Below are 20,001 nucleotides of genomic sequence, written 5' to 3'. Positions count from 1 at the left end.
CAAATCAGCAATTTGTGCAGGGCTTCTCCGAAGCAACCGCAGGAACAGGCTATTATTGCGCCCCTCCAAGGACTCAGGATCAAGGACACGTCATGCGCATCGGTTTTCTGTCACCCCTGGCACTGGCATTGCTCGCCGTTATTTCCCTACAGGCTCAGGCCAGTTCCGACGACTCGTGCTACCCCGACTGGCGGGTTTCGCGTGACAGCCTCGATTCGTGCAGCAACCTGCCTTTCCTCAGCCCCGGCAACGACAGTCGCGTCAACCTGCGCCTGCTGCTGGCCGACCAAAACGCGGCGCCCCTGGCACCCAATGCCTTGAGCGAAGACGATCTGTCCCAGGGCTTTGGCGCGGTGCCCTTCCCGGTCTACCGCCTGGCGCCGGTTCCGAGCACCAACGAAGAACCGGATAACAAGCCCGACGACTCGCGCACTGCCGAACTGGACGCGCTGCTCCAGCCCCTGGGCATCAAGCGTGACGAGTACAAAACCGCCGGGGAAGAGTTTCTGAGTGGCGAAGGCAGCCGCTGCCGCAGCAACGACGATGACAGCGCCACCGCGTTCATCAGCCAGGTGACCAAGGCCGACATGCCGGCGGCCGAACGCGAGTTGCTGGTGAAGGCGCGCTTGCAGTTGCTGACGACCTGCTCGTGGGAAGGCCAGGTAGTCGACGCCCAGCAGATCCAGTCCGCCGATGGCCAACTGTTGCGCACTTACCTGCAAGCCGCTGCCGACTTCTACAGTGGCCGTTTCGGCGATGCCGAACGGGGGTTTGCCGCCGCCAGCTCCAGCCCTCTGCCTTGGCTGAAGGAAACCGCGCTGTACATGACGGCACGCACGTCCTTGAACCTGGCCCAGGCCGAGGCCTTCGACGAATACGGCATGCCGCAACTCGCGCGTGTGGACAAGTCGGCCTTGAACGACGCCGAACAAGGTTTTCTCGGCTATCTGAAGACTTATCCACAAGGCGTTTACGTGGCCTCCGCCCGAGGCCTGCTGCGCCGGGTTTATTGGCTGGGGGATGACAACAGCAAGCTTGCCGAGGCCTACGCCTGGGCCATAACCCAGGCCACTGACACACAGCGCAATGTGTCGGTGGATGAGCTGGTGGAGGAAGCCGACCTGAAGCTGCTGATGGTCAACAGCGAGACCGTCTCCACACCGATGATCCAGTTTGTCAGTGACTTGATGGTGATGCGCGGCGGCAACCAGCCCGCCCTCTCCCGCGCCGATCTGGAAAAACAAAAAGCCGCGTTCGCCAGTGCGCCGGACTTGTATGACTACCTGCTGGCGGTCAACGCGCTGTACAGCGAGCATCAACCGGACGCCGCCCTGAAGCTGTTGCCGCAAAGCGTGCCGTCGAACCTGAATTACTTCGCCTTCAGCCAACAGACCCTGCGCGCACTCGCCCTGGAAGAGAAAAAAGACTGGAAAGGCGCCGAAGCGCTCTGGCTGCAACTGCTGCCCCTGGCGAAATTGCCGCTGCAACGCGATCAGGTGGAACTGGCCCTGGCGATGAACTACGAACGCAGCGGCCAGTTGGCCAAGGTGTTCGCCGCCGACTCGCCGATCAGCGCCAAGCAGGTGCGTTACATCCTGCTGCGCAACGTCGCCGGCCCTGAGTTGCTGCGCCAGCAGATCGCCCAGGCCAGCGACCCGCTGGAACGCCAGACCGCACAATTCGTGCTGCTCTACAAAGACCTGTTGCGCGGCCAGTTCGCCACCTTCGCCGAGGACCTCAAGCAACTGCCGGCCAGCGCCCCGGAAGACAAGCTGGGCACCAGCCTGGGCTACGTCTACAGCGCCAGCCAGACCTTGAAGCTATTCCAGTGGAACGGTGACAAAGCCGAGTCCGGCTACGCCTGCCCGAGCATCGCGCAGATCGCCACAACCTTGCAGGCCGATGCCAAAAACCCACAGGGCCTCAACTGCCTGGGCGAGTTCATCCTGCGCAACGGCCTGGACGGCATGCCGCTGGAACAGGCACGCGCCGCCGGCAGCCTGGGCAGCACCGCGTCGGACTTCAAGGGTGAAACCTTCTCGCGCCTGGACGGCTACAAGCAAGTGATCGGCAACGCCAAGGCGCCGAAGAACGACAAAGCCTATGCATTGTTCCGCGCCATCAACTGCTACGGGCCATCGGGCTACAACAGCTGCGGCGGCGTCGAGGTGGAGCCGGCCGTGCGCAAGGCGTGGTTCCGCCAGTTGAAAACCGGCTTCGCCGACACCCAGTGGGGCAAGTCCCTGCAGTACTACTGGTGAAGCACCTGTGGCTCGGCTTGCTGTTGCTGGCAAGCCCGGCCTTCGGCGCTGTCGACGCCCGCGACTATGACGCCTTCTGGCTGTGGAGTGGCGTCACCCCACAGCCGGTACTCAAGCAGGCCAAGACCCTGTATATCCTCCAGGGCCAGATCAACTCGACTCGCCGCGCCCCTCAGCTCGGCGTGCGGATGATCGCCCAGGGCATCAGCGTGCCGCGCCTGACCCAGGGCGACATCTGGATCGTATACCGCGCCCACACCCTGCGCTGGCCCGAGCCGGTCTACCGCCAACTGCTCGGCCAGGTGCAACGCTGGCGCGACGCGGGCAACCCGGTGGTCGGTATCCAGATCGACTTCGATGCGCGCACCCAATACCTGCACGAATACGCCGGGTTCTTGCGCGACCTGCGCCGGCGTTTGCCGGCCGACCTGCGCCTGAGCATCACCGGCCTGATGGACTGGAGCAGCAACGCCGACCCGGCTGCCATCGCCCAACTCAAGGGCGTGGTGGATGAGGTGGTGGTGCAGACGTACCAGGGGCGCCATAGCATCCCGGATTACGCGGCGTACTTGCCACGCATGAATCGGCTGGGGCTGCCGTTCAAGATCGGGTTGATTCAGGGTGGAGAGTGGGAAGCGCCGGGGTATTTGCAGGGGAGCGAGTGGTTTCGGGGGTACGTGGTGTTTTTGCAGAATCCCTAACCTGAGCCGCGCCCGCCGTTCGCAACGGATACACCGATTCCCATCCTCCGCCCAACGCTTTATACAAGCCAACCATCGCCAGAGAGACGCCGGTCGAGCTTTCGACCCACTGCTCCTGCGTGGCCAACAGTGCGCTTTGCACGGTGAGGACGTTGACGAAATCCACCACGCCTTCCACGTACTGCTGCTGCGCCGTGCGCAGGGCAATCCGGTTCTGGCGCACGGCTTCGGCCAGGCTGTCGCGGCGCAATTGGCTGGCGTTGTAGCGGGTCAACTGGTCGTCGATCTCATGCCAGGCGCGCAGCACGGTTTGCTGGTAGGCGAGCGCCGCTTCCTGTTGCTGGGCTTCGCGCAGGTTCAACATGCCTTGCAGGCGCCCGCCGTTGAACAGCGGCAGGCTGAACTGCGGGCCGAAGGCAAAGGCACGGGAGCTCCAGGAACCGAAGTCCGAGAGTTGCATGGCCTGGGAGCCGAGGCTGCCGGACAAGGTAATGCGCGGGTAGAAGTCGCCCTTGGCCACGCCGATGCTGGCAGTGGCGGCGTGCAGGCGGGCCTCGGCCTGGCGGATGTCCGGGCGGCGTTCGGCCAGTTCCGAAGGCAGGCCGATCGCGACCTGGCGCTGGGTTTGCGGCACGGCAGCGTCCTTGGACAGTTGCGCGTGCAGCGCCTGCGGCGGCGCCCCCATCAACAGGCTGAGGGCGTTGATCAGTTGGTCCTGGCGCTGTTGCAGATCCGGCAGGCGCGCCTCGATGGCGGCGACCTGGGCGGCGGCTTCGGCGACATCCAGGTCGGTGGCCACGCCGTCGGCCAGGCGCAATTGCGACAGCTTGAGGCTGTGACGGGCGACGTCGAGGTTCTGTTCGGTGACGGCGCGGGTGTTCTGCACGCCGCGCAATTGGATGTAGTCCTGGGCGGTCTCGGCGAGTACCGACAGCAGCACGGCGCGGCGGTCGTCTTCGGCGACTTGCAGGGTGGCGTCGGCGGCTTCGGTTTCGCGTTTTACCCGGCCCCAGAAATCCAGCTCCCAGGAGGCGGAGAAGCCCGCGTCCCACTGGTTGAACGCCGCACGGCCGTTCTCGCCGGACGGGTCGCTCAGGCCTTGGCCGCTGTTGCGTTTGCGCTGGTAAGCCCCCGTCGCATCAACCTCGGGGTAGCGCTCGGCGGTCGTCACCTGGCGTACCGCCCGGCTTTGTTGCAGACGGCTGCTGGCCAGTTTCAGGTCAAGGTTGTCGGTGAGCGCACGGCGTGTAAGGGCCGAAAGCTGCTCGTCGTGGAACACATCCCACCAGCGTTCCTGCAAAGGATCACTGACGGCGCGGCTGGCTGCCTGGCGCCCCTGTGGCTCGCTCCATTGCGTCACTTGCGGGCCCTGCGGCGTGTGGAAATCCGGGCCGACCGTGCAGGCACTCAGGCTGATGAGGCTCAAGGTGAGCCAGGCAACTCGCTTCATTGCTGGGCCACCTCACGCGCTTGCACGACCGGCCGAGTGTCGACGCTGGCTTCCACCGACATGCCGACACGCAGGCGTTCAATGTGAGCCTGGTTGGGTTCGAGGATGATCTTCACCGGAATGCGCTGTACCACCTTGGTGAAATTGCCCGTGGCGTTGTCCGGTTTGACCGAGGCAAACGTCACGCCTGTCGCAGGCGCGAGGCTATCCAGATGGCCGTTGAGCAACTCGCCGTCCAGGCTGTCGACACGCACCTGCACCGCTTGGCCGGCGTGCATGTGGGAAAGCTGGGTTTCCTGGAAGTTGGCCACCACGTAAGCGTCCTCCAGCGGCACGACCGCAAGGATCTTGCTGCCCGGTGTGACATAGGCGCCCACCCGCACCGCCCGCTCGCCGACCATGCCATCCACCGGCGCGACGATGCGCGTATACGACAGTTGATAACTGGCCAGTTCCAGCGCGGCCTGGGCACGTTTGAGCCCCCCTTCGGCGGCATCGCGCTGGGCGGTGAGGATTTCCACTTGCTTGCGCTCGGCCGCCAGCACCGCCGTAGCGTTGGCCAGGCGTGCGGTGGCCTGGTCGATGCGGGTCTTGGCTTGCTGGGCGTTCTGCACGGTGCCGGCACCGACACCGGCGAGGTGGTTGTAGCGGTTCAGTTCGTGTTCGGCAAAGGCCATTTCGGCGCGATCCGCTGCAACGGTGGCCTGGGCCTGGGCGATCACCGAGCTTTGGCGCTCCAGGGTCGCAGTGGCGTTTTTCAGTTGGGCCTGGGCGACCAAGGCGTCGGCATCGGCAGCCTGGGCAGCGGCGCGGAAGTCGCGGTCGTCGATCAGCGCCAGCAGCTGGCCGGCCTTGACGCGCTGGTTGTCTTCCACCAGCACCTCCTTGATGAAGCCGGCCACACGGGGCGCCACCAGGGTGAAGTCAGCGGCGACGAAGGCGTCGTTGGTGGTCTGGCGCTTGCTGCCCAACACGCCCGGCGCGACCAGGTACACCAGCACACCCACGGCAACTATGGCGATGACGGCGACGGCGATTTTGTCTTTGCGTTTCATGAACAGTCCTTTCAATCAAGTCGGTGCGCGCGGCGGAAAAATCCGCGTGGGCATCCAGAAAATCAGCAGGATCAACGCCACCGCGACCGCGGCCATGGCGTAGTACAAATCCGAAGAAGTCAGCACCACGGCCTGCTCATGCAGGCGGTGCGCCAGGCCCGGCGCATCGCCGTCGGCCAGGGGCGAATTGCCCAGACGATCGACCAACATGGTCGAATGGAAGTGCAGGCGCTGGGTGGTCAAGGTATCGAGCACGCCGGTGGCGATCACGGCGGCCAGGCCCTTGATGGTGTTGAACCAGGCCGAAGCAAACGGCCCGTCCATGGGCTGGATGCTGCCGGTGGAGAGCATCAGCAGCGGCAGCACGGCCATCGGTTGCCCGAAGATTTGCAGCAGGTACAGGCCGTAGAAGTCGTCGCGAATCCACGCTGACGTCAGATGCGCACTGCCCACGCAGCACAGCACCAGCATGCCCAGGCCGATCCCCAGCACCCAGCGGCAATCGACCCAGCGCAAGTTGCACAACGCCGCCACCAGCGGCAGCGCGATCAACTGCGGGATCGCCATCAGCAGCATCAGCGGCGCGGTTTGCAGTGGACGGTAACCCTGCACCTGAGCGAGAAAACTCGACGGGATGATGATCACCGAGGTCAACACCATCAGCACGCCCGCCAGCACAATCAGGGCGAACGCCAGGTTGCGCAGGCCGAGCATTTGCAGCTTGAAGAAGGGAATGGGCTGCGACCATTCGTTCAGCATGAACAGCACCAGCAACACCCCCCCGCCACACAGCAGGAAGGTGATCAGGCCCGACTCGAACCAATCCAGGCGGTTGCCTTGCAGAATGCCGATCACCAGCATGCAAATCGCCGGGAAGCCCAGCAGCAGGCCGCGCCAGTTGAACTGCTTGAAGCGTTCCAGACGCAGTGGGTCTTGCGGCAGGCCATAGGCCACGGCGGCCATGGCCAGCAGGCACGGCGCGACGATTTGCCAGAACGCCCACTGCCAGCCGACGTACTCGGTCCACAGGGCCGCCAGCGGTGTGCCGAGGCTTGGGCCGAAGGTGGCGGTGAGTGCGTAGCCGGCCAGGCCGTACAGCTTGACGTTGGCCGGCAGGAAACGCAGGGCCACGGTCATCAGCATCGGCGGCAACGCGCCGCCGGCCAGGCCTTGCACGGTACGCAAAACCAGCAGGCTTTCGTAGTTCGGCGCGAACGGGCACAGGATGCCGAGCACCGTGAACAACCCGATGGCATACAAGGTGAAGCGACGCAGGGAAAACGTTACCGAACACCAAGGCGCAAAGGCCATGGCCGCCACGGAAGTGGCGGTGTAGGCCGCGACCAGCCAGGTGCCTTCGTCAAACCCGATGTACAGCGCGCCACGGATATCCGCGAGAGCCACTTTGGTGACCATCTCGTTGAGACCGGAGACCAGCACCGCCAGCAACACCCCGACCAGGCCGATGATGATGCGCGGGCCGAATACGGGCGGGGTCATGGCAGTGGGTTTGGCTGCGGCCGCAAGGGTGGGGGCAGCGAGGGAAGTCATGAACAGGTAACTCGGAATGATCAATACCCGAGCAGTTTAATCAGGCACACACATGACAAAAAGTTACTTGTTGGCAGGATATAAGTGCGCCAAACGCAATTGTCAGGCGGGCTGGGCTTCGAGCCACGTGGCGTGACAGCTCTCGCGCATGGTTTCACGCAGCCATTTGTGGGCGGGGTCCTTGTCGAAGCGCGGGTGCCAGGACTGGGCCAATACCAGGGTCGGCAACGAGATCGGCAAGGCGAAGGCGCGCAGTGGCAGTTTCAGGCGCGTGGCGCTCAGCAGCGCTTCCTTGGGCACCGGCAACAGCAAATCGGAATCGGGCAGCATGAACATTGCACCGTGAAAGCCCGGAGCGATCATCGCCACGCGACGTTCCAGGCCCTGGGCGTTCAGTGCGGTATCGATCGGCCCCCGCGCAATACCGCGCCGCGAGATGCTGATATGGGAATAGCTGGCGAAACGTGCAGCGGTGATTTCCTCATCGAACAACGGATGGTCCTCCCGCGCCAGGCCGACGAAGGTAGTGGAGAACAGGTTCTGCACCTTCACTTCAGGGCTGGCGGGCATGGTGTTGCTCACCCGCAGATCCAGGCGACCTTCGCGCAGCGCCTCGTCGTCGGTGTCGCCTTCGGGCACGAAGCACAGTTCGCACAGGGGGGCCATGCGCTCCATGGTGTCGAACAGGCGCCCGCCATACACACCGATGAAAAAGTCATTGGCACGCACGCTGAAACGGCGACGCAGGGTGCTCAGGTCCACCTGGTCCGCCGAGCGGAACAGCAGCGCCGCCTGCTCCACCACATTGCGCACCTGGCCTTGCAACTGCAGGGCCTTGGGCGTGGGCACCAGGCCACGACCGGCGCGCACCAGGATCGGGTCGCCCACGGCTTCGCGGATACGCGTGAGCGTGCGGCTCATGGCCGCCGGGCTGAGGTTCATGCGGCGCGCGGCACCGACCACGCTGCCCTCGTCGAGCAGGGCGTCGAGGGCGACCAGCAGGTTCATGTCCGGTAGTTGCATGCCAGGCACTCGTGATCGGTGGCGCGTGAATTTGACGCAATCGTAGCGTATTCAACGTTGCATGCCCCAGCGTTTCACGGTCAAGCGCTCGAATGTGTCGAACACCAGGTTCTCCACCAACAGTCCGATCAGGATCACCACCGCCAGTCCGGCGAACACCTTGTCGGTGTACAGCTCGTTGCGGTTCTGGAAGATGTACCACCCCAGGCCACCCTTGCCGCTCGTGGCACCGAATACCAACTCGGCGGCGATCAGGGTGCGCCAGGCAAATGCCCAACCGATCTTCAGGCCCGCGAGGATCGACGGCAGCGCCGCCGGGATCAGGATGAACAGCACAAAACGCATGCCCTTGAGGCCATAGTTGCGACCGGCCATGCGCAGGGTTTCGGACACGCCGAGGAACCCCGAGTAAGTATTGAGTGCCAGTGCCCACAACACGGAATGCACCAACACAAAAATCAAGCTGTTCTGCCCCAGGCCGAACCACAGCAGCGCCAGCGGCAGCAACGCAATCGCCGGCAACGGGTTGAACATCGAGGTCAGGGTACTCAGCAAGTCGCGTCCCAGTTGGGTCGACACCGCCAGGGTGGTCAGGGCGAACGCCAGCACGATGCCGATCAGGTAGCCTTTGATCAGCACGGCCAGCGAGATGCTGACTTTGCTGAGCAATTCACCACTGAGCAGGCCGTCGTACAGCGCATGAAAAGTCTGCAAGAAACTCGGCAACAGCAGGTCGTTGTCCTGGTAGCGTGCAACGGCTTCCCAAAGGATGGCGAGCACAATCAGGATCAGGCCCTTGCGCAGCCAGCCTTGTTGCCACAGGCGCTGTCGCAGGGGCAACTCGCGTTCCACAGGGACGCTGAGCAGCGGTTCCAGGGTGATTTCAAATTCCTCGCGCATTGGGTTGACCCTTCAGTAAGCGATGCGGATATCGGCGAAACCCAACTCACGTTCGGCCTCGGGTGCTTCATCGAACAGCAGGCGATGAATGCGCCGCGCCGATGCCTGGAACGCCACGCCCCCAAGGCTGTGCAGGTCGTATTGATGGCTGTGGACTTCCGCACGTACGCGCCCGGGATGAGGCGACAGCAACAGGATGCGATTGCCCACCACCAGCGCTTCTTCGATGGAGTGGGTGACGAACAGCAGGGTAAAGCGCACCTCTTCCCAGAGCAGCAGCAACTCTTCCTGCATTTTGCGTCGGGTCAGGGCGTCGAGGGCGGCGAAGGGCTCGTCCATCAGCAGGATTTTCGGCTGCATGGCCAGGGCGCGGGCGATGGCGACGCGGGCTTTCATGCCGCCGGAAAGGGTATGTGGATAGGCATCGGCAAAGGCGCTGAGGCCGACTTTGTCGAGGTACTGCAGCGCGCGCTCTTCAGCTTCGGCGCGCTTCAAGGTCTTCGAGGCCAACAGCGGGAACATCACGTTCTGCTTGACGGTTTTCCACGGCGGCAACTGGTCGAACTCCTGGAACACCACGATGCGATCCGGGCCGGGTTGCTCGACCTTTTGCCCCAACAGGCGGATCTCGCCTTCGCAGGGTTTGATAAACCCGGCGATGGACTTGAGCAAGGTGGATTTGCCACAGCCCGACGGGCCGAGCAGCACGTAGCGGTCGGCCGGGTCGATCTCGAAACTCACTTGGTGGGTGGCCCGCACCACCCGCTCGGGCGTGCGATATTCCAGGCTGACGTTATCCACCGCCAGCAGCGGCTGCGCCGTGTTCAGAGTGCTGGCCGCGTGGCCTTGCAGGGGCATGTTCATTTCATCTCACTTGGCGCAAATGGGGATCAGAAAGGCGCATCGCCCTGGATGGTGGTGCGAAACAGCTTGCGGCGCAGGTGGCTTGGGCAGCCGGCGGCCAGGTGGATCAGCGAGCGGTTGTCCCAGAACACCAGGTCGTGGGGCTGCCATTGGTGGCGATAGATGTTGTGTGGCAACACGCTATGGGCGTAGAGCTGGGCCAGCAGGTCACGGCTTTCGTCTTCCGGCAGGCCGACGATGCGGGTAGTGAACCCTTCACTGACGAACAGCGCCTTGCGGCCGTTTTCCGGGTGGGTGCGCACGATGGGGTGCACGACTTCCGCGACCTGGGCGAGCTGCTCTGGGGTCAGCGTGGGGCGCCAGTTACCTTCGAATTTGGTCTCGCTGTAACGCGCGGTGTAGGAATGCGCGGCGCTGCGGCCCTCGACGGCTTTACGCAGGTGCTCGGGCAACTGGTCCCAGGCTTTGTGCATGTCGGCGAACAGGGTATCGCCACCTTCAGACGGCAGTTCCTGGGCGTGCAGCATCGAGCCCAGGCTCGGCAGCTCTTTGTAAGACAGGTCCGAATGCCAGAATTTTCCCGCATCTCCCAGGCCGATGGATTGGCCGTTTTCGATGATGTTGGAGACGATCAGGATTTCCGGGTGGTTGGCCAGCAGGAACTGTTTGAGCACGTGGATCTGCAGCACACCGAAGCGGCGACTGAAGGCAATCTGTTGTTCGGGGGTGATGCGTTGGTCGCGAAACACCACGACGTGGTGGTCCAGGTGCGCTCGATGGATGCGGGTGAAATCCTGATCGTTGACCGGACGCGACAGGTCCAGGCCGATGATCTCGGCGCCGACACTGCCGGAAAAAGGAAGAATCTCGAAGGTTTGGGCGGTGGCGGTCGCTGTTGGAACAGTAGAGGTGGCGGACATGAGGTCACTCCCGGTCAGTCAGGAGAGCGACTTTATAGATATAAGAACTTCAATTTAAATACCGTTAATGAATATCCATATGCAGGAAAGTACCGTGAGAACTCATCCCTCTGGCACCTGGGAAATAAATTGCAACGGCAAAGTGTTTTGAGTACATCGCCGGCGGTCTTGCCATTGGTGGCTGCTGGAACAGGCTCAATGAACCTGGTTGCGTAAGACGCCATAAATGCCGGCTGTGGGCGCTGAGAGCATGGTGTTGAACCGCTTACAAGCCGAAACCGTGCCCGTTTGACAAGCTCATGGGCAGTCTCTAGTGTGCATTGGATCCAATTAGCTACCCAATTAGAAAAAGGAGGATAGCGTAACCGTGACGCAGAAGCCGAACCCTTTGAACAGCATCAAGATAAGCGGTCCTATTCCCGCGCATCTTGCTCGTTCCGTGATTGAAGAAACCTTGCGCAACGCCATCCTGGATGGTCGATTGCCCTGCGGTACCGCTATGCGTCAACAGGAACTGGCCAGCCTGTTCGGAGTCAGCCGCATGCCGGTGAGGGAAGCCTTGCGCCAGCTGGAAGCCCAATCACTGCTGCATGTGGTAACGCACAAAGGCGCCGTGGTTGCCCCCTTGATCGAGGACAACTCGGCCGAGACCTATGAACTGCGGATGCTCCTGGAATCTGAGGCGCTGCGCTTGTCGATTCCTTTGCTCACCGAGGCCGATATTGCCGAGGCGGACGCCATTATTTGTGCTCTTGAGCAGGAAAAAGACTATGCCGAAATGGGCCGCCTCAATCGACTGTTTCACATGGCCCTCTATGGCAAAGCCCCGAACCAAAGGCTACTCAAATTGGTGGAGCATGGGTTGAACGAAGAGGAGCGTTTCCTGCGTTATAACCTTGAGGCCATGGGGCTGGGCGAGACGTCCCAGGAAGACCACCGCGAACTGCTGAACCTGGTGGCGCGGAAGAAAACCCAGGAAAGCATCCTGACGCTGCGCAATCACTTGATGCGAGGCATGGAAGTGATCACAGCGTACCTCAATGGTCTGGATGCCCAAGGCAAGAAAGATACGCAGTAAGGCACACGGCCCTCTTGCCCCGACCTTCCCTGTGGCGGGGCATCCTGACTGACGGTGAGCGCCTCGCCCCGAAGAAACTTCCCACTTACAACCAAGACGCCAACTTACATAAATATTATTTAGAAAAACTTCTAACATATTTGTATGTTCGCCAACTTGTTTAACCCGCTTATTATATTTATTAACAACCCCGGCACTCGTCATATTTAGCGACCCTGCACGCCAGCAGCCGTTTAACAACGACTTCCCCCTGCCAACCATAAAGAACTCATCGCTGTTTACACAGCAGACGCGACAACTTATAGGCATCAACCATGCATCAACCGTTACTTGAAACAGCAAAACTGCAGTTATGCAGTCATTCGTTATTTTCAGAAATAACTTCCTTACGGAAGTTACAACTTTTCATGGAGAGCCATGTATTTGCAGTCTGGGACTTCATGACCCTCGCCAAACGCCTGCAACAGGATCTGACCTGTACACGCCTGCCCTGGCTGCCACCGACAGACCCGCTGGCCGCACGTCTGATCAATGAGATCGTATTGGGCGAGGAGTCGGACGAACATCCCGCGCAAGGCTATTGCAGCCACTTCGAACTCTATCTGGAGGCCATGGCCGAAGTGGGCGCCAGCACCACGTCTATCAACCGCTTTATTACGCTGCAACGCCAAGGCCTGGAAGCACATGCTGCCTTACAGGAAGTCGAGGTTCTTCCTGGCGTGGCGCGCTTTGTCAGCGACACCTTGAACCTTGCGCTGAGCGCTCCCACCCATTGTGTGGCTGCAACATTCCTGTACGGACGCGAGCATGTCATCCCGATAATGTTCGAGCGCATCCTGCAATCCGATCAACGCCTCCACCACCAGGCGCCTACCTTGTGCGCCTACCTCAAGCGTCACATTGAGATGGACGCCCAGGAGCATGGGCCGGCCGCCGAGCGGTTGCTCGAACGGCTCGCCAGCGCAGACCCGGCGCACGCGCAACAGGCCCATGACGCAGCCCTTACCGCCATGGAAAACCGCATCGCGTTCTGGGATGAGGTTCAGGGCTCGTTGCAAGAGGTGCGCCCATGAACACCGGCGACTACCCATCCATCGCCGACGACTGGGAGCGCCGTGCAACCATCCGTACACGCCCTCGCCGTTTGCTGGAAAACGATGACAAGCTGATCTACCCACTGTGCCGCCAACCGTTGGTGCTCAGTGCGACTTTTCTTGAACACTGCCCGCAATGGCGCGATTTCGTGCTGGTGCAGAGCTTCTACAAGTTCATCAACGACGTGGTGATATTCGAGACGGAGATCGTCGACAAGACTGCGCGCAGCATCGCCAAGAACCGCTTCTCGATCCCCTTCCCGCTGGCGTGCCGCGTTGATGCAATGACAGTCGTCGTGGACGAGGACTACCACGCGCTGGTCGCACTGGATTTCCTGCAGCAAACCGTGGCCCTGACCGGCATACAGCCGTTGGAGCTACCCAGGCAAATCGAATTGACCCGCGCACTGCCGACAGCACAAGCCCAGGCGCCAGCCCATCTGCACGATGCAGTAGAACTGATTGCCGTGGCCATCGCCGAAAACACGGTGACCCATGATGTAGCAGCATTCTCCAAGGACAGCAGTGTCAAAGCCTCCATCCGTGGCTTGATGGCCGACCACCTGTTTGATGAAGGCCGCCACGCGCACTTCTGGACGCGACTCGTACGCATGTATTGGCAAGCCGCGAACGCGGACGATCGCGACAGTATTGCCAAGGTACTGCCGACGTTCCTGGCTCAGTACCTGACGAACGATCTGCAAAAAGACTTTGACCTTCACTTGATCGAACACCTCGACATCGACGCCAGCCTGCGCAACGCGTTGCGCAATGAAATCGCCGCGCTCACCTTCCCCATCACCCGCCGGCACCCGTTGTTGAGCAATATCCTTGACTTCCTGCAACACAGCGGTTTGCTGCAGACACCGAGCGTGGTGCACGCGTTGAAAGACTATTTGCCGATGCCCGGGGGCGCGACATGAAGCGCCTGACAATCGGATTTTCCGGTGCCAGCAGTGCCTTGGACGCCATCAGACGGGAGCTGGAACAGCATGGGCATGTCTCGAGCGATGAAGACGTCGACCTGTGGATAGACGACGGACGTCAGCCGCTGCGGGACCCGACAGACCCAACCCCAGCGTTGAGCCTGCGCCTGGGCGTTGGCCCGGTACCCGACTGCGGACTGCCCGCGCTGCAGTTGCGCGCCTATGGAGCCAGCCGGAGCTTGTCGGGAGTCCTGGACATCGCCGACGAACCAACGGGCAACGGGCAACGGTTACGCCAGCAAGTGAGCCACGCATTGGTGGAATGGGTCGCGCTGCACATCAGTCGTTTCTCACGGGACCCTGGATATTTCTCCGTGAGTGCGGTTGCCAATGACTGGCCAGAGCAGGGTTTGGATGCGCTTGACGCGCTGGCGTTTGTCCATCGATTCAACCGCACCGAAGACCTCGCTGTACTGCGCGAAGCTCAGGTGCCCTTGATTGAACGCGTGCAGGCCAGCCTCCATAGGTCCGCTGATCGACCGGCGCTGAGGATCGCCGGTAGTGTAGTGACTTACCGCGAGCTGCACGTCCAGGCCCTCACGATCCAGCAACAGTTACACCCCATGCTGGGCAATACGCAGGCGCCCCCCGTGGTTGGCGTGTGCCTGGAAAAATCCATCGAGTTGTACGCGAGTATCCTTGCGGTGCTCGGCTGTGGAGCGGTGTATCTACCGCTGGGCCCGGACCACCCGCCACAACGCCATCAAGTCATGCTCGAGACCGCAGGGGCGCATGTGTTGCTGGACGCCGGTCAACATCCTTTGCGAGCGCACTTCACTGCACTGGATGTCACCCGTCTCGACCTCAGGCATGTCGACCTCACGCTTGCGCTGATGCCAGCTCGCCCCCACCCCGATGCGCCCTGCATGACGCTCTTTACGTCTGGCACCACAGGCCAACCCAAGGGCGTGCTGCTCAGCCAGGCAAACCTGGCGCATTTCACGGCCTGGTTCAGGTCCTGTATGAACGTGGATGACCAGAGCCGTGTCTTGCAGTTCTCACCATTGAGCTTCGACTCATCGCTGATCGATATTTTCCCCGCCCTGATAGCGGGTGCCGAGTTGATCGTCCCCAGCGCCGAGCAACGGCACGCCCCTGAGCAACTGTTGGATCTGCTCCACCAGCAACGCGTCACCCATGCCTTTTTGCCGCCTGCGCTGTTGAGCATCCTGCCGCTTGATCAACCATTGGGCCTGACGCACCTGCTGACCGGCGGCGATGTGTGCGAACCCCATGTCATCGAACGCCTGGCAGGGCAGTGCCGGTTTCACAACCTGTACGGGCCCACGGAGACCACGGTGCTGGCCACCCATCGGACACTGCTCCCCGGTGACTGCAACCGCAACCTCGGCTACCCCATCGCCAACAGCCAGGTGCTGATCCTCGATGACACTCTGCAACCGGTGGATGAAGAGGTGATGGGTGAGGTGTACATCGTCGGCCCCGGAGTCAGCTTGGGGTATGTGGGCACGTCGCAACCGTCTGCCAGTCCTTTCGTGGAACTGGCGGTACCAGGGAGTCAGCCACTGCGGGCCTACCGCAGTGGCGACCTGGCACGATGGACCGCCGACGGGATCGTGCTGGGTGGACGGCGTGATGACCAAGTGAAAATCCGCGGGTTTCGGGTCGAGCCGCAGGAGATTGAACAATGCCTGCGCAATAGTCGGCTGTATCGCCAGGTGGCGGTAGTAATCGACCGGGACAGCAGGATCCGCAGCTACATCGCCCAGCCTGAACCAGACGCGAGCGTGGCCGCCCTGAAGCACCATGCACGACAATGGCTGCCAGACTACATGCAGCCGGGCTTCTGGGAGGTGTTGCCCCACCTGCCGTGCTCCGTCAATGGGAAAGTCGACCGGCCGGCATTGCTGGCACTGCCGATTCGGTCTGCGTTGCAAGCAGACGGCAGTGCCGCGAAAAGTCCGCTTCACGTTCGGTTGTCCCGCTTGTGGAGCGAGCTGCTGGCAGTGCCCGCAGGTAATCTGTCTATTGACCAGAGCTTCTTTGATCTCGGCGGGCATTCGATTTTGCTATCGACCTTGCTGCTGCGTGTTCGCGAGCAATTCGGCCGTAGCTTTGTGTTGAGTCACTTTATTGAAGTGCCGACGATTCGTACGCTCGCAACGCTGGTGGAGAACGGTGAACGACCCGATGCAGGATCCGGCCGGGCCGCCCGTGATGCTCAATCGGAGTGGGTGCTCGACACGTTGCCCGAGGACCGTGCAGGTGATCCGCACAAAGTGATCGTGACCGGAGCCAACAGTTTTGTGGGTGTCCATATCGTCGAAGCATTACTGGCCGCTGGTGCAGCCGAGGTGGCGTGCCTGGTACGTGAGGAACCGGGGCGGTCGCCAATGTCACGACTCATCCAGGCGTTACATGAATACCGCCTGGAGCATGTGGACCTGAGCCGAGTGAAGGTATATGCGGCCGATATCAGCCAACCTCGATTGGGCCTGGCTGACGCTGTGCATGAGTCTCTCGCCAGAGACTTCGGCGTGCTGGTCCATAACGCGGCGCGGGTCAATCACGTGATGGACTATGCGTCACTGACGCGGGACAACGTTGACCCCATACGCGAATGCCTGCGCTTGTGTGAAACCCACCGCAAGAAAGTCTTCAACTTTGTCTCGACACTGTCGGCCTCAAGCAGTGTCGACTCGCAGGGCTATGTCCTCGAAGCACCCGCCTCTACCACGCTGCCGCTGTACATCAAGAATGGCTACAACCTGTCCAAATGGGTTGCGGAGCGACAGTTGGGGCATGCGGTGGCGCGCGGTGCCTGGGTGAATATCCATCGTCCAGGCAATATCAGCTTCAACAGCCGAAACGGCGCGTGCCAGCCGCAAAAAAATCGCCTGATGCTGATGCTCAAGGGGTCACTGCAACTGGGCCTGCTGCCCCGGCTGGCGCTGAACTTCGACCTGATGCCGGTGGACTTTCTGGCTCGCTTCATTGCATTCCACTGCACCCGCTTTCACGCCAGCCGGAGTGTGTTCAACCTGCATAACCCACAACCGTTGAGCTGGGCGCACTACCTGGATGCGTTCAGTCGGGCGGGCCATCGCTTCAAGCGAGTGGGCATCGCGCAATGGCAGCAGGCGCTGCGAACGGTAAGCCAGGACAACGCACTGTTTGGCGTGCTCGGTTTTTACCTCGACCGCCTCGACGAAGACATCGGGGACACTTCAATGATTCGTTATGACAACGCGCGAATAGGTGTCCAGCAGATGGGTGAACACTACCCCGCAAAGGACACGGCACTGTTGAGCAAAGGCTGCAGTTACCTCAAGGCCATCGGCTTTCTTTGAATACCCCAGGACAACCTCATGAAACTGCTGCAACCCGATACATTAATCCGCAACCCGAGTGGCCTGCCGATAGTGGCGTCCGTTGTGGTCAACTGCTCCGCCTCTCGCCTGTGGGACATGGTGGGACGATTTGCCGGCTTCGATATGTTCATTCCGGACTTGAGCCATATCGAAATGATGGGCTCAGGCGTGGGCGCCTTGCGGACAAAATTCTTCCGCGATGGCAATTGTGTAGTGGAGCAACTCAATAGCCGGGACGAGCAGGCTATGCACATGACCTGGACCACGATCTACAACACCCTGGGTGTGGCCAGACTATGGGCGGCGATCCAAGTGGAAGCAATTGAAGCGGAGCGCGCCAAGGTGATGTGGACAATTATTGCAGAGCCCACAGAGGAGGCGAACGAGGGGTTCGAACAGTTTGTGCAAGGCTTTGCCAGCAGCGCCCTGGACAATGTCCGTCGAATGCTCAGCTAAACGGCAGGAGCGACTCGATGCGCCCCCGCCGTTGAATCAGCGGGTCATATCTTGAAGCTATCGACCAATTGCTTCAAACGATTGGCCTGCTGCGACAGGGCATCGCAATCCTTCAGGGTTTCATTGAGATTCGCCACGCCCTGCTGGTTCAGCAAGTTGATCTGATTGATGTCCACATTGAGGGTTTCCACCACGGCCGTCTGTTCTTCAGTAGCTGCGGCGACAGACTGGTTCATGCCGTCGATCTCAACGATCCGCTGCGTCACACTTACCAGGCGCTCACCAGCCTGGTTCGCGACTTCTACGCTTTCTTCGCTGGAGGCCTGGCTGGCGTTCATGGTGGTGACCGCTTCGCGCGAGCCTACTTGCAGCGAAGTGATCATTTTGTGGATCTCCTCGGCCGACTCCTGGGTGCGGTGAGCCAGGTTACGCACCTCGTCGGCGACCACTGCAAAGCCTCGCCCGGCCTCACCTGCACGGGCGGCCTCGATGGCAGCGTTAAGCGCCAGCAAATTGGTTTGCTGGGAGATGCCTTTGATCACATCAAGGATGTGACCGATGTTGTCGGTGCTGGCGTTCAGGGTCTCGATCTGGGTGCAGGACAAGCTGATCTTTTGCGACAACTCAGACATGGCAAGGATGGTCTGCTCGACCACTTTGCGGCCATCGTCGGCCTGCTCGCTGGCACCACTGGCGTGTTGTGACGCATCGGCGGCGTTGCGCGCGATTTCCTGGGTGGCGGCACCCAGTTCATTGATCGCTGCGGCGACGCTGTTAGTGCGCGCGCTTTGCTCGTCGGAACCGACGATTGAGGCATTGGACGAGGCCATCACACGCTGGGACAAGTCATGCACCTGGCGGGTAGCCGAGGACACTTCCGAAATCGAAGCATGGATGCGCTCTACGAACTGATTGAACGCACTGCCGACCTCGCCAAATTCGTCCTTGCTGGTGACCGCCAGACGACGGGTCAGGTCACCCTCGCCCTGGGCGATATCCTGCATCGCCACGCCCATAGTGGTCAGGGGTCGCAGCAAGACTTGAATCAGCAAGCTCAGGAGCACGGCAATCGCAACCACGGCGATCAACATGGCAATCAACGCAGATGTCCGGAATTTGCCCAGTGGTGCGTAGGCTTTGTCTTTATCAATCGACAGGCCGATATACCAATCCGCGCCTGGCAAGCCGCTGATAGGGGTGAATGACAAGATTCGGTCCTGGCCATTGAGAACGACGTCCTGACTGACCTTCTCAATGCGCACTTGGGTGCCGGGGTAGATGTCCTTGAGGTTTTTCATCACCTGATCCTGATCGGGACTGACGATGACTTGCCCGTCACCACTGACCAGGAACGCATGACCAATGCCGCCAAAATCCACCGAGTTGATGATCTTCACCAGGGTCTGCAGACTCAGGTCACCGCCGACCACACCGAGCAACTCGCCGTTCTTTTTCACCGGCATGGCAATGGTCACGATCTGCCCACCCACCGCTGCCATATAGGGTGGCGTAAGCATGGGTTTATCTGCAGCTACGGCTTGTTTGTACCAAGGGCGCTGACGGGGGTCGTAGCCGTCGGGCATTTTTGCGTCAGGACGTTGGGTAAACACGCCGTTGGTTTGGCCAACATAGGTGAACTGGAAGTTATCAGTGAACGCCGGCTGATCAACCAGGCCAGGAAGGTCGGCACCACTGCCTTGGTGAGCAACGTTTTGCGTAAGGCTTTCGAGTACCAATATTCGGCCACTAAGCCAGTTCTGCACACTGCTGGCAGTGAGTTCACCGGATTGCTGGATGGACGACTCCAGGTTCTGCTTGATCGTGCTGCGCTGCAGGTAGTCGTTGTAGAGGGTGAATAACGCGAAGGCCAGAACCACGACGCCTGACGCGGCCAACAGAATTTTATGACTGAACTTGAGATTCATTTCATCGACTTCTTTTGCCAAAGGGGGGTGAGCGTGCCGAGCGGAACATTCCATGTAACGGTATAGGCAGCTTCTCGGGCCGCTCTATTTCGGTGCACGCATGGCTCGTCAGGCTTTCGGCCAAGCCGCGGTAAAGCTTAGAAAATTGTGAGACGTTTCTGATTTTTAAGCAGGAAACTGACCAGCGGTAGGCATGTGTGAGGAAACTAAAAATTGTGCCGACTTATAGCCCCAAACGACAAAACCCCTGTCTGCGCTAGCAGACAGGGGTTTTGGAATTCAATCTTGACGATGACCTACTCTCACATGGGGAAACCCCACACTACCATCGGCGATGCATCGTTTCACTGCTGAGTTCGGGATGGGATCAGGTGGTTCCAATGCTCTATGGTCGTCAAGAAATTC

At 60.9% G+C, this 20,001-nt stretch carries 15 protein-coding genes and 1 rRNA gene; 7 read left to right on the top strand and 9 right to left on the bottom strand.

The window, feature by feature from the left end:
* Nucleotides 1-92: 92 nt before the first annotated feature.
* Nucleotides 93-2,261 (top strand): PA5441 family protein, encoded by a 2,169-nt coding sequence (locus BM026_RS09665; RefSeq protein WP_093528301.1) that lies wholly within the window; start codon nt 93-95, stop codon nt 2,259-2,261.
* The gene (locus BM026_RS09660; RefSeq protein ID WP_093121898.1) at nt 2,258-2,962 is read left to right on the top strand and encodes a DUF3142 domain-containing protein; all 705 of its coding nucleotides are present in this window, start codon (nt 2,258-2,260) and stop codon (nt 2,960-2,962) included. The genes BM026_RS09665 and BM026_RS09660 overlap by 4 nt, the downstream gene beginning before the upstream one ends.
* Here the strand turns inward: BM026_RS09660 and BM026_RS09655 are convergent.
* The 7 genes from BM026_RS09655 to BM026_RS09625 all read right to left on the bottom strand — a co-directional run bounded on the left by BM026_RS09655 (nt 2,862) and on the right by BM026_RS09625 (nt 10,725).
* Nucleotides 2,862-4,412 carry an efflux transporter outer membrane subunit gene (locus tag BM026_RS09655; RefSeq protein ID WP_256572955.1) on the bottom strand — a complete coding sequence of 517 codons (1,551 nt, stop codon included), beginning with the start codon at nt 4,410-4,412 and terminating at the stop codon, nt 2,862-2,864. The genes BM026_RS09660 and BM026_RS09655 overlap by 101 nt on opposite strands.
* Nucleotides 4,409-5,467 carry an HlyD family secretion protein gene (locus tag BM026_RS09650; RefSeq protein WP_093121903.1) on the bottom strand — a complete coding sequence of 353 codons (1,059 nt, stop codon included), beginning with the start codon at nt 5,465-5,467 and terminating at the stop codon, nt 4,409-4,411. Before BM026_RS09650 ends, BM026_RS09655 begins: the two co-directional genes overlap by 4 nt.
* Nucleotides 5,468-5,482: 15 nt before the next feature.
* Nucleotides 5,483-7,018, bottom strand: coding sequence for an MFS transporter (locus BM026_RS09645; RefSeq protein ID WP_093528624.1), 1,536 nt, complete (start codon nt 7,016-7,018; stop codon nt 5,483-5,485).
* Between the two features lie 102 nt (nt 7,019-7,120).
* On the bottom strand, nt 7,121-8,041 hold the full coding sequence (locus BM026_RS09640) for a LysR family transcriptional regulator (protein WP_071489597.1): 921 nt from the start codon (nt 8,039-8,041) through the stop codon (nt 7,121-7,123).
* 51 nt (nt 8,042-8,092) lie between these two features.
* Complete coding sequence (locus BM026_RS09635; protein ID WP_071489596.1) at nt 8,093-8,941, bottom strand: ABC transporter permease; 849 nt, start codon at nt 8,939-8,941, stop codon at nt 8,093-8,095.
* A gap of 12 nt (nt 8,942-8,953) precedes the next feature.
* Nucleotides 8,954-9,805 (bottom strand): ABC transporter ATP-binding protein, encoded by an 852-nt coding sequence (locus BM026_RS09630; RefSeq protein WP_093528298.1) that lies wholly within the window; start codon nt 9,803-9,805, stop codon nt 8,954-8,956.
* A gap of 26 nt (nt 9,806-9,831) precedes the next feature.
* On the bottom strand, nt 9,832-10,725 hold the full coding sequence (locus tag BM026_RS09625; RefSeq protein ID WP_071489594.1) for a TauD/TfdA dioxygenase family protein: 894 nt from the start codon (nt 10,723-10,725) through the stop codon (nt 9,832-9,834).
* A gap of 367 nt (nt 10,726-11,092) precedes the next feature.
* On the opposite strand from BM026_RS09625, the gene BM026_RS09620 reads away from it, so the two are divergent.
* The 5 genes from BM026_RS09620 to BM026_RS09600 all read left to right on the top strand — a co-directional run bounded on the left by BM026_RS09620 (nt 11,093) and on the right by BM026_RS09600 (nt 17,671).
* Nucleotides 11,093-11,803 carry a GntR family transcriptional regulator gene (locus BM026_RS09620; protein ID WP_071489593.1) on the top strand — a complete coding sequence of 237 codons (711 nt, stop codon included), beginning with the start codon at nt 11,093-11,095 and terminating at the stop codon, nt 11,801-11,803.
* A 314-nt stretch (nt 11,804-12,117) separates the two neighbouring features.
* On the top strand, nt 12,118-12,876 hold the full coding sequence (locus BM026_RS09615; RefSeq protein ID WP_092248771.1) for a DUF3050 domain-containing protein: 759 nt from the start codon (nt 12,118-12,120) through the stop codon (nt 12,874-12,876).
* Nucleotides 12,873-13,820 (top strand): diiron oxygenase, encoded by a 948-nt coding sequence (locus BM026_RS09610; protein ID WP_092248774.1) that lies wholly within the window; start codon nt 12,873-12,875, stop codon nt 13,818-13,820. The genes BM026_RS09615 and BM026_RS09610 overlap by 4 nt, the downstream gene beginning before the upstream one ends.
* Entirely contained in the window at nt 13,817-17,194 is a 3,378-nt protein-coding gene (locus BM026_RS09605) for an amino acid adenylation domain-containing protein (RefSeq protein WP_093528295.1), read from the top strand. Before BM026_RS09610 ends, BM026_RS09605 begins: the two co-directional genes overlap by 4 nt.
* 18 nt (nt 17,195-17,212) lie before the next feature.
* Nucleotides 17,213-17,671 carry an SRPBCC family protein gene (locus BM026_RS09600; protein WP_092248780.1) on the top strand — a complete coding sequence of 153 codons (459 nt, stop codon included), beginning with the start codon at nt 17,213-17,215 and terminating at the stop codon, nt 17,669-17,671.
* Between the two features lie 44 nt (nt 17,672-17,715).
* Here the strand turns inward: BM026_RS09600 and BM026_RS09595 are convergent, their stop codons facing one another.
* Together BM026_RS09595 and rrf are read right to left on the bottom strand one after the other, a co-directional pair.
* Nucleotides 17,716-19,596, bottom strand: coding sequence for a methyl-accepting chemotaxis protein (locus tag BM026_RS09595; protein ID WP_071489588.1), 1,881 nt, complete (start codon nt 19,594-19,596; stop codon nt 17,716-17,718).
* Between the two features lie 283 nt (nt 19,597-19,879).
* Nucleotides 19,880-19,995: ribosomal RNA gene (rrf, locus tag BM026_RS09590) — 5S ribosomal RNA — on the bottom strand.
* Between the last annotated feature and the right edge of the window lie 6 nt (nt 19,996-20,001).

It is taken from the genome of Pseudomonas sp. NFPP24 (genome assembly GCF_900112095.1).
Classification (GTDB): domain Bacteria; phylum Pseudomonadota; class Gammaproteobacteria; order Pseudomonadales; family Pseudomonadaceae; genus Aquipseudomonas; species Aquipseudomonas extremorientalis.
The sequence above is the reverse complement of the archived record's forward strand: the minus strand, read 5'-3'. Positions and strand labels throughout refer to the sequence as shown.